Consider the following 10,171-nt stretch of genomic DNA (forward strand, 5'->3'; position numbering starts at 1 on the left):
GGGCAGCATCATCGCCTTCTCGTCCATCCGCGGGACGACGGTGGAGCCCGGTCAGGGGCCGTACGCGGCGACCAAGGCCGGTCTGGTGCAGCTGTTGCGCACCGCGGCCGCCGAGTTCGGGCCGTCCGGGGTGCGGGTGAACGCGATCGCGCCCGGGGTGGTGGAAACGCCGCTCACCGCGCAGATCAAGGCCAGTCCCGAGTGGTACGCGGCGTACGCGGGCAAGAGCGCCCTCGGCCGGTGGGCCCGCGCCGAGGAGCTGGCCGGTGCGGTGGTCTACCTCGCTTCGGACGCCGCCAGTTTCGTCACCGGTTCGGTGCTCGCCGTCGACGGCGGCTGGACCGCGGTGGACGGCCGCTACACGCCACCGGAATAGGAGGACCGCGTTGATCGAGGAGAGCGCGACCGAGCTGCTGGAGCGATACCGACGGCGCGAGCTGTCCCCGGTCGAGGTGACGGAGGCGGTACTGGACCGCATCGACGCCCTCGAACCCACGCTGCACGCGCTCTACGCCTACGAACCGGAGCGGGCGCGGGCCGCGGCGAAGGAGTCGGAGCGGCGGTGGCGCCACGGGGAAGCCGGCGCGCTTGACGGGATTCCCCTGACGCTCAAGGAAAACATCGCCACCAAGGGCATTCCCGTGCCACTGGGCACGGCGGCCACCGAACTGCTGCCCGCCGCCGAGGACGCGCCGGCGGCGGCCCGCGTACGCGAGGCGGGCGCGGTGCTGCTCGCCAAGACCACCATGCCCGACTACGGGATGCTCACCTCCGGCCTGTCCAGTTTCCACCCCGCGAGCCGCAATCCATGGCACACCGGTCGCACACCGGGCGGATCGAGCGCCGGAGCGGCCGCGGCGGCCGCGGCCGGGTACGGCCCGCTGCACGTGGGCACCGACATCGGCGGGTCGATCCGCCTGCCCGCGGGCTGGTGCGGCCTGGTCGGCCTGAAGCCCAGCTTCGGCCGGGTGCCGGTGCATCCGCCCTACCTCGGCCGGGTCGCCGGGCCACTGACCAGGACGGTGGCCGACGCGGCGCTGCTCACCGGGCTGCTGGCCGCGCCGGACCCGCGCGATCACCTGAGCCTGCCGCCGGCCGAGATCCCGTGGCACGCGCTCGAGACCGGTCTCGCCGGACTGCGCCTGGGCCTGCACCTCGATCCCGGTGTCGGGCTGCCGGTCGACGAGGAGATCCGCGCCGCGGTCGCGGACGCCGCTCGCCGGTTCGAGGCGGCGGGAGCGATCGTCGAACCGGTGGAGGCGTTTCTGACCAGGGAGATGCTCGACGGTCTCGACACGTTCTGGCGGGTGCGCGCCTGGTGCGACATCAGCGCGCTGCCCGAACGGCGGCGCGCGAAGGTGCTGCCGTACATCGCGGACTGGGCACGCGGTGGTGCCGGGGTTTCCGGTGCCGCGACCTACCGCGGTTTCGCCCAGATCGACGCGATCAGCGTGGCGGCGCTGCGCGCGACCGGGCCGTTCGACTTCGTCCTTTCGCCCACCTGCCCGGTTCCGCCGCCGCCCGCGGAGTGGCCCTCGCCCACCAACGACCCGGCACGGCCCTTCGAACACATCGCGTTCACCGTGCCGTACAACATGTCCGGGCAGCCCGCGGTGTCCCTCAACTGCGGTTACACCTCCGAGGGGCTGCCGATCGGCCTCCAGATCGCGGGGCGGCGCTTCGACGACCTCGGAGTGCTGCGGGTGGCTGCAGCATTCGAACTAATTCGGGAACCGCAACGCGCTCTTGAGGTGTAATCGGCGGCGGAACTTGAGACCATCTCGGTATGCGCATGGTCTACACGGGAGCGGACGAAGAGGATTTCATCGACGCTCGTGAGCGCCTGCTCGTCGAACTCGACGCGTGGGCGCAGATGCGGCAACGCGTGGTCGATCCCGTGGTCGCCGGCGCCCTGCTCGACTACCGGTTCGAGCGCGACGGCCTGCTGGGGCGCTGGACCCGCGAGATCCTGCGCGGGGCGCTGCTGAACTGGTTCCCGCGCAAGGTCGTGCTGCTGGATCCGCATTCCTCCGCGGTGCTGTCCACCGTCGAGGCGCTGCTCGACTTCCTCGACGACGCGGATCTGTACGACATGCGCAGCGAACCGCCGGTGGTGCTGCGTTCGTTCGTACGGGCGATCGGGCCCCGCTTCGACGAGGCGATGCGGGACCCGGCCAACTTCGGCCTGGCCAAGTTCTGGGCGGTGGCGATGGCCGAGAACGGCATCGACCCGCTGGACGAGGCCGAGGCGCAGCGGTTCATCGAGCGCGTGCAGCATGGCGAGATCGGCGTCGACCAGGGTCTGCTGCACGAGATCGCCTACCGGCACTACGACGGCGATCCCGAGGTCGATCCGCAGGATCCCGTCCCGGTGTTCGCGCTGGCCCCCGAGTCGGTGCTGGCGGCCGACGCCGCCGGCACCCCGGTGGTGCGGCGGCTGAGGCGGTTCACCGACTGGGTCGGCGAGGGACGTGAGCTGGCCGCCAAGGGCCGCCTCACCGAGGCGGACGCGTGCGATCTGGTGGACCGGCTCGGCGTGGACGACCCGGCGGAGCTGGTGTCGCTGGCGAAGACGGCGGGCGTGGTCCGGGCCCGCGGGGGCAGGCTGGTGCGGGTCAAGCGGGCCGCGCCGGTGCTGGAGGATCCGCTCGCGCTGTGGCGCGTGGCGATCCCGCATGTGATCGCCGAGGTCGGCGAGCCCGTCCGGCGCCGTTCCGCGGACCGGCATCTCGCACTGGACCTGCTGGAATCGGTGCAGGCTGACCACGACTACGCGACCATCCCGATGCTGGTCGAGATCCTCGACGGCCTCGGCGAGACGGCCCGGTACGCCTCGGACGCCGAACCGGTGCTCCGCGTGGTGCGCAGGCTGAGCGATTTCGGCCTGGTCGAGCTGCTGCCCGCCCGTGAGGAGCACTACCCGGATCTGATCGACTTCGCGGGTGTGGACTCGGTGGACGAAGTGCCCGCCGAGGAGCGGCAGGTGGTGCGGATCCTGCCGCTGGGCGTCCGCGCGATCTACGACGCACGGGTCTACGCGGGTATCCCGACGCTCACCCTGGACGACCTGGCCGCCGAGACGGCCGAGGTGTTCTTCACCCGCATTGCGCAGCTGTCCCCCGAGGCCTTCGAAGAGGGGGCGAGCCGGTGGCTGCGGGCACGGCAACCCGAGCGCGCGATCGTCGAACTGTCCGAGATCGCCCGCCGCACGGACGACTTCGAGCACCGCATGCGCGCCTTCCAGCTGCTCGGCGAGTTCGGGGAGGCCGGGGTGGCGGCGATCGCCGGGCTGCGGGACCACTCCGCGGCGGGTCCCGCCGCGCTGGCCTGGCTGCTCGAAGCCGGGTTGATCGACGCCAGCGAGGTCAGCGGGCGCGAGCGGACCTACAGCATGGTGGACGTGCTGGCGGCGGACATCCGCTCGGCGGGCCGGAAGAAGGCGATGGAGTCCTTCGCCGCGCAACCCCGGCCTGCCCAGCTGCTCTTCCTCGCCGACGCCACGATCTGCGGCCACCCGAGCACGCGGGAGGTCCTGGAGTCGATGGTGGTCGCCCACCCCGACCGCGCCGTGTCGAACGCGGCCCGCAAGGCGCTCGACTGGCTCCAGGACCCCGGCACCTTCACCTGAAAGCCGGTCAGGCGGTGAAGGCCTCGGCCAGGGCGAGGATCCGCTGCGCGTTGTCGACGTGCAGGTTCTCGATCATCCGGCCGTCGACGGTGACCACGCCGCGGCCCTCGGCCTTGGCCTCCTCGAAGGCCGCGATGATCTTGCGTGACTGCTCGATCTCGGCTTCCGACGGGGAAAACACCTCGTTGCACGGCTCGATCTGCCCGGGGTGGATCAGGGTCTTGCCGTCGAACCCGAACTGGCGGCCCTGCAGGCACTCGGCCTTGAAGCCCTCGACGTCCTTCACGTCGTTGTAGACGCCGTCGAGGATGACCTTGCCGGTGGCCCGCGCGGCGAGCAGGCACAGCGACAGCCCGCCGAGCAGCGGGGCGCGGCCGGGGACGAACTCCGCGTGCAGTTCCTTGGCCAGGTCGTTAGTGCCCATCACGAGCACGGTGAGCCGCTCGCTGGCCGCCGCGATCTCCTCGGCGTGCAGCATCGCGACCGGGGTTTCGACCATGGCCCAGATGGCGGTGTGGTCCGGGGCCCCGCCCAGCTCCAGCGCGCGTTCGATGTTGTGCACGTCGTGCGCGGAGTTGACCTTCGGCACCACCACCGCGGCCGGACCGGCCTGCGCCGCGGCCCGCAGGTCCGCGTCGTGCCACTCGGTGTCGAGGCCGTTCACCCGGATCGTCACCTCGCGGCGGCCGTACTCGCCCGAGGCCGCGGCCGCGCACACCCGTTCCCGGGCCGCTTCCTTGGCGTCCGGCGCGACGGCGTCCTCGAGGTCGAGGATGAGCGCGTCCGCCGGGAGGGCCTTGGCCTTCTCCAGCGCGCGCTCGTTCGCGCCGGGCATGTACAGCACGGACCGGCGGGGTTTGACCTCGAGCTGACTCACGCCAGCGCCTCCTTCGTGGCTTCGTCGTAGGCCTTGGCGAGTTCCGGGTCGCGGGTGGCGAGCGCGTCGGCCAGCTCGGCCACCACCCGGCACTGCTTCACCGAGGCGTCGTCCTGCATCTTCCCGTCGATCATCACCGCGCCGGTGCCGTCGCCCATCGCGGCGATCACGCGCCGTGCCCAGGCGACGTCCTTGGGATCGGGGGAGAACACCCTGCGGGCGATGTCGATCTGCACCGGGTGCAGCGTCCAGGTGCCGACACAGCCGAGCAGGAACGCGTTGCGGAACTGGTCCTCGCAGGCCACCACGTCGCGGATGTCGCCGAAGGGGCCGTAGTAGGGGAGGATGCCGTGCATCGCGCAGGCGTCGACCATGCGCGCGACGGTGTAGTGCCACAGATCCTGCTGGTAGGTGGTGCGGCCGGTCTCGAGGTCGTCGCCGACCGGGTCGGTGCGCACCAGGTAGCCGGGGTGGCCCCCGCCGACGCGGGTGGTCTTCATCCGGCGGCTGGCGGCCAGGTCGGCCGGGCCGAGCGAGATGCCCTGCATGCGCGGGCTGGCGCCGGCGATCTCCTCGACGTTCGCCACCCCGCTCGCGGTCTCCAGGATGGCGTGCACCAGCAGCGGGCGCCGCAGGCCCGCGCGGGCCTCCAACTGGGCGAGCAGCCGGTCGACGTAGTGGATGTCCTGCGCGCCCTCGACCTTCGGCACCATGATCACGTCGAGCTTGTCGCCGATCTCGGTGACCAGGGTGATCAGGTCGTCGAGGACCCAGGGCGAGTCGAGGCTGTTGATCCGGGTCCACAGCTGGGTGGCACCGAAGTCGGTGGACTTGGCGATGGACACCAGTCCGTTGCGGGCCGCCTCCTTGCGGTCGGCACGCACCGCGTCCTCGAGGTTGCCCAGCAGGACGTCGACCTTCTTGGCAAGGTCGGGGACCTTGGCGGCCATCTTTTCGTTGCTGGGGTCGAAGAAGTGGATCATCCTCGACGGCAGCGCGGGAATCTCCCGGACCGGGTCCGGTGCCCCGACCGCGAGCGGCGCGAAGAAGTCCTTCGGCGAACGCATCGATGATCCTCCAACGAATGTGACTAGTGGTGACTCGCACGGTAACCGGCGAGTAACCCTAACCGCGAACCCAGGGGAACCGCTGCGGCGCAGCTCACCTCTCAGAGTGGTGGACATATGGTCGCTACCCGGTTTCACCGAACTGAAAGCACTCGGCGAAGGCGGTTTCGGCCGCGTCGTACTGGCCCGGCACGACGTCTCGAACAGCGTCGTTGCGATCAAGTACCTGTTCCGGCGGCACCTGCTGGATCCGGCGCGCCTGGCCGCCTTCCGGCGGGAGGCCACGATCCTCAGCCGGATCCACAGCCCGCATGTCACCCGGTTGTACGAGTTCGTGGAGACCCCGGAGGGTGCCGCGATCGTCATGGAAGCCGTGCGAGGGATCTCACTGCGCGAGGTGCTCGCCGCGGACGGGCGGCTGGAGCCCGAAGGCGCCCTCGCGGTGCTCAAGGGCTCGCTGCTCGGCCTTGCCGACGCGCACCGGGTGGCCATCGTGCACCGCGACTACAAGCCCGACAACGTGCTGGTCGGCCCCGGCCGCGAGAGCAAGCTGGTCGACTTCGGCATCGCCGTGCTCGCGGGCGAGGCGGGCGTACCCGTGGGCACGCCCGCCTACATGGCGCCCGAGCAGTGGGAGGGTCTTCCGGCGAGTCCCTCGACCGACGTCTACGCCGCCACCTGCGTGTTCTTCCACGGCGTCACGGGACGGCGGCCGTTCGAGGCCGACAGCATCGAGACACTGCGCGAACTGCACCGGGACGCGCCCGTACCGGTGGAACTGGCGCCGGAGCCGGTGCGCGCGTTGATCGCCCGTGGCATGGCGAAGGCGCCCACCGGCCGGCCGTTCGGCGCCGCCGAGTTCGTCGCCGAACTCGAAGCCGCCGCGATCGCGGGCTACGGCGAGGACTGGGAAGAGCGGGGCCTGCTCCGGCTCGCGCAGCGCGCCGGGGTGCTCCTGGCGCTGTCGCCGCTGGCGCTGCTCGGCGCCGGGACCGCGGTCGCTCCCGGCCTCGCCGCCGGAACCGCCGCTGGGACCGCTGCCGGGACCGTGGGCACCACCGCGGCCGGTACCGCGGCGGGCAGTGTGGCCGGAACCGCCGGAACCGCCGGGACGGCCGCCGCCGGGGTGGCGGTGAGCGGGAAGGTGATCGCCGCCATCGTCGGCGCGGTTCTGGTCGCGGCGGCCGTCGTCGTCGCGGTCGTGGTGGGCACCGCACCTTCGGGCGCCAACGGGAACCCGCCGCCGGTAGCCGCGGGAACCACGAGCGCCACCCCGGTCGCGCTGGTGGTCGACCTGCCCACCCGAACCGAAAACGACGGCACCTTCGACGTCAGCGCCCAGTACGCGCGGGTCTCCGGGATCGGTGATCCGGCCGTGCAGCAACGCGTCAACGCCGCACTGATGGCCCCGCTGGACCAGTGGATCGGCTACGTCCGGCAGGGGGTGAACGGTCCCGAGCAGAACGGCGACATCCCGCACGTGCACAACGAGGTCAAGATCGACCGCCAGGACCGGAAGGTGCTGTCGGTGCAGTACACGCTCACCGTCGACTCGGCCCAGTTCGGCAACCACGGAGCGGCGGGCGTGCGGACGATCAACCTCGATCTGGCCACCGGGCGGACACTGACCGCGGCGGACGTCTTCCGCGACATCGCGAAGAGCGCTCAGGGGATGTCGCTTCTCAGTCAGCGGATCCTCGCTCGCTCGCCGGGGGGCTTCTGCGGTGGCACCCCTCCGGTGAACGACGTGCGTGGCCTCGAACCCGGGGATCTGGACCCTTATACCCCGGCGGGTACGGGAGCGCTGCAGGTCGGCTTCGCGAAGGACGGCGTGACCTTCGTGGTCGAAGCCAGTGCCCTCGGTTACCCGATGGTGTGCGATCCGACCGAGATCGTCGTGCCCTACCGGGATCTTTCCGATCTCATGACCCCGGAGGCCCGGGCACTCCTGCTCTGACCGTCCCGAGTGCCTACCGGTGCGGGGTCGGACAGGTGCGTCCGTTTGGGCAGCAGGAGCGGGGTGGCGAGCAGGAGAACGCCGGAGATGGTGATCGCGGCGAGGGGGCTGGTGAGTGTGGCGAGGATGCCCCAGATCACCATGAGGGTGGCCTGCAGGAGTTTGCTGCTGACACTCCAGGTGCTGAGGACTTGGGCCGCGTGGTCCGCGGGGGTGCGCTGCAGGCGTTCGGTGGCGTAGATCGGGTTGAAGACGCCCATGCAGGTGATCAGCAGTCCCTCGACGAGGATCACGGTGAGGAGTCCCGGAACGCCGGGGCCGACGAACGCGAGACCGAGCGGGAAGAGCGATCGCAGCCAGCCGAAGACGGTCATGACCCGGTGCCGTCCGTGACGCCGGACGAGGCGTGCGGACAGGCGGGCACCCACGAAGCCGCCGAGTGCCGGGACACCGAAGGCGAGACCGTACTGCCAGGCCGGGAAGTGGTACTCGCCCAGCAGGAGGACGGCCAGGAGCGGGAACGCCGCCATGATCAGGCCGCTGACCAGGATCGAGTTGAGGAACAGATGCCGGAGCGCGCGGTCGCGGAGGATGAACCGCCAGCCCCGCAGCAGGTCGGCTCCGCGCAGTCCGGTGGCCGGGTCGCGGGGTGCCGCGACGTCGCCTCCGCGGATGCGGAGGATCCCGAGCGCGGACAGCAGGTAGCTGAGGGCGTCGGCCACGACGGTGATGACCGGGCCGAGCAGGGCGATGAGCGCGCCGCCGAGGGGCGGGCCCACCGCGGTCGCCACCCAGCTCGTGCCCTCGAATCTCCCGTTCGCGGTGAGGAGGTGTTCGCTGGGGACGAGGTGTTTCAGGTACGCGCCGGAAGCGGCCGTGAAGGCGATGCCCGCGGTGCCGGAGACGACCGAGACGACCAGCAACTGGCCGTAGGACAGCAGACCGAGGAAGTACGCGACCGGAATACTCGCCATCGCGAGGAACCGGGCCAGATCCATCCCGATCATCACCGGACGTTTGGGCCGGTGCTCGACCCACGGGCCGAGCGGGAGCGCGAGGGCCGCCGCGACGGCCAGCCCGGCCGCCTCCAGAAGCGAAACGGCGAATGCGGGCGAGTGCAGTACTCGGACCGCGATGAGCGGGAACGCTCCGAAGGCGACCCACGTGCCGTACGTGCTCACGGCGTAGGCCGACCACAACCAGCCGAAAGCAGCCCCCAGTTTCACGCGCACACGCTCCTCAGCGACAACCGATGTTCGGGTCCCTGCATCACAGCGGCTGCACGACCGCGGGATCAAACAACCGCCTCGCGGCGAGCCACAACGATCGGTTGTGCGTACCTAGTCTGGACCCGATGGACACCAAGGCAGTGCGGTCGTTCGTCCGGGCGGCCGAGCTCGGACAGTTGCAGCACGCGGCCGACGAACTGGGCGTGACACAGCAGGCGGTCTCGAAGCGGATCGCCGCCCTGGAGCGCGAGCTGGGGGTCCGCCTGTTCACCCGTACCGCCCGAGGGGTCGAACTCACGCTCGACGGCCGGGCTTTCCTCCCACATGCACGCAGCATCGTCGCGGCTGTCGATCGCGCCATCACCGCGATCAGACCGGGCTCGCGGGCCCTTCGGATCGACGTTCTCGGCCTGCGAAGCGCGCAGGCCGTCATCCTGCACGACTACTGGCGCTCGCATCCGGAAACCGACCTCGACGTGGTGACCCTCAGGGTCGACGACCCTCGCGTGGCGGCCGCCGCCGTCGAGGCAGGCGAGATCGACGCTTCGTTCCGCACCGTCACCGATCCGGGCCTGCTGCCGCGCGACGTGCACATGATCCACGTCTTCGACTCCCCGCTGGAACTCCTCGTCGGCCCGAGGCATCCGCTCGCCTCCGCGCGGACACTGACCCCGTCCCGGCTGCGCAAGCTCCGGATCTGGGTGCCCGGCATCGCACCCCGAAGCGAATGGGGGGAGTTCTACGACGAACTCGCCACGGAGTTCGACCTCCGCATCGACGCGGCAGGGCCGAATTTCGGTGACGAGGTACTTCTCGACGCCCTGGCGGACTCCGCCGACGTGGCCACCCTCGTCGGCGCGCGCGACCGGTACGTCTGGCCGGCGAACCACGACCTGCGCCGCATCCCGATCGTGAACCCGACGCTCGTCTATCCACTCTCCCTCATGTTCCGGGGAACGAATCCGCACCCGGGACTGCGGGCGATCATCGACCACTTCGCGGGGCTGAAACCGTTTCCCGGGGCGGTCTGGCGCCCGTCCTGGGCAACGGCACCGGGCCGCGGCGACGGCAACAACAGGCAGACAAGATCACGAATTGCTCCGTTTGGCGGTACGGAGATCCTCTGAGTAGCGCCGCTCAACCCCTTCTCACCCGTTCGGCGGCGGGGTCGGACTGAAGTCGAAAAACCGCTCATCGACCGGTCACCGACCGTTCGGCGCCGCCGATCGCAGCCGCTCCGCTTACCCGAGACCCGCGGCCACCGCCCTGGTACTCAATTCATGTGCCACTTTTCACGAGGGGGAAGCGGCACCTCGGACGCAGTGCAGGGCAAAAGGAGGCGGACTCGTGGCGGTTACACCAGGGCACACCGGAGACGCGGTGGTGGCCGGCGGAACCCGGTCATTTCCCACC

The 10,171-nt window shown here is 70.8% G+C and carries 8 protein-coding genes; 5 read left to right on the forward strand and 3 right to left on the reverse strand.

Features of this window, described 5'->3' with window-relative positions; translation table 11 throughout:
* The 3 genes from FNH05_RS22790 to FNH05_RS22800 all read left to right on the forward strand — a co-directional run.
* A partial coding sequence (locus FNH05_RS22790; protein WP_144590755.1) for an SDR family NAD(P)-dependent oxidoreductase occupies positions 1 to 376 on the forward strand: 376 nt, incomplete at its 5' end.
* A 10-nt stretch (positions 377 to 386) separates the two neighbouring features.
* Positions 387 to 1,757: an amidase gene (locus tag FNH05_RS22795; protein ID WP_144590756.1), complete on the forward strand. Its 1,371-nt coding sequence runs from the start codon at positions 387 to 389 to the stop codon at positions 1,755 to 1,757.
* A gap of 29 nt (positions 1,758 to 1,786) precedes the next feature.
* Entirely contained in the window at positions 1,787 to 3,628 is a 1,842-nt protein-coding gene (locus FNH05_RS22800) for a hypothetical protein (protein ID WP_144590757.1), read from the forward strand.
* 7 nt (positions 3,629 to 3,635) lie between these two features.
* Here the strand turns inward: FNH05_RS22800 and FNH05_RS22805 are convergent, their stop codons facing one another.
* On the reverse strand, positions 3,636 to 4,505 hold the full coding sequence (locus FNH05_RS22805) for an HpcH/HpaI aldolase/citrate lyase family protein (RefSeq protein WP_281287627.1): 870 nt from the start codon (positions 4,503 to 4,505) through the stop codon (positions 3,636 to 3,638).
* Entirely contained in the window at positions 4,502 to 5,572 is a 1,071-nt protein-coding gene (locus FNH05_RS22810) for an HpcH/HpaI aldolase/citrate lyase family protein (RefSeq protein WP_144590758.1), read from the reverse strand. The genes FNH05_RS22805 and FNH05_RS22810 overlap by 4 nt, the downstream gene beginning before the upstream one ends.
* Before the next feature lie 106 nt (positions 5,573 to 5,678).
* On the opposite strand from FNH05_RS22810, the gene FNH05_RS39785 reads away from it, so the two are divergent.
* Positions 5,679 to 7,529, forward strand: coding sequence for a serine/threonine-protein kinase (locus FNH05_RS39785; protein ID WP_186382681.1), 1,851 nt, complete (start codon positions 5,679 to 5,681; stop codon positions 7,527 to 7,529).
* Here the strand turns inward: FNH05_RS39785 and FNH05_RS22820 are convergent.
* A complete protein-coding gene (locus FNH05_RS22820; RefSeq protein ID WP_144590760.1) occupies positions 7,475 to 8,761 on the reverse strand; it encodes an MFS transporter in 1,287 nt (428 codons plus the stop codon). The two genes, FNH05_RS39785 and FNH05_RS22820, sit on opposite strands and share 55 nt — an antisense overlap.
* Positions 8,762 to 8,883: 122 nt before the next feature.
* Between FNH05_RS22820 and FNH05_RS22825 the strand changes: the two genes are divergently transcribed.
* Complete coding sequence (locus tag FNH05_RS22825; protein WP_144590761.1) at positions 8,884 to 9,885, forward strand: LysR family transcriptional regulator; 1,002 nt, start codon at positions 8,884 to 8,886, stop codon at positions 9,883 to 9,885.
* The last annotated feature ends 286 nt before the right edge of the window (positions 9,886 to 10,171 follow it).

The organism is Amycolatopsis rhizosphaerae, from assembly GCF_007713715.1.
GTDB classification, from domain to species: Bacteria; Actinomycetota; Actinomycetes; order Mycobacteriales; family Pseudonocardiaceae; genus Amycolatopsis_E; species Amycolatopsis_E rhizosphaerae.

Coding starts and splice junctions, on each gene's coding strand:
- FNH05_RS22825 (WP_144590761.1), top strand. CDS start 8,884: ATGGACACCAAGGCAGTGCGGTCGTTCGTCCGGGCGGCCGAGCTCGGA.
- FNH05_RS22800 (WP_144590757.1), top strand. CDS start 1,787: ATGCGCATGGTCTACACGGGAGCGGACGAAGAGGATTTCATCGACGCT.
- FNH05_RS22810 (WP_144590758.1), bottom strand. CDS start 5,572: ATGCGTTCGCCGAAGGACTTCTTCGCGCCGCTCGCGGTCGGGGCACCG.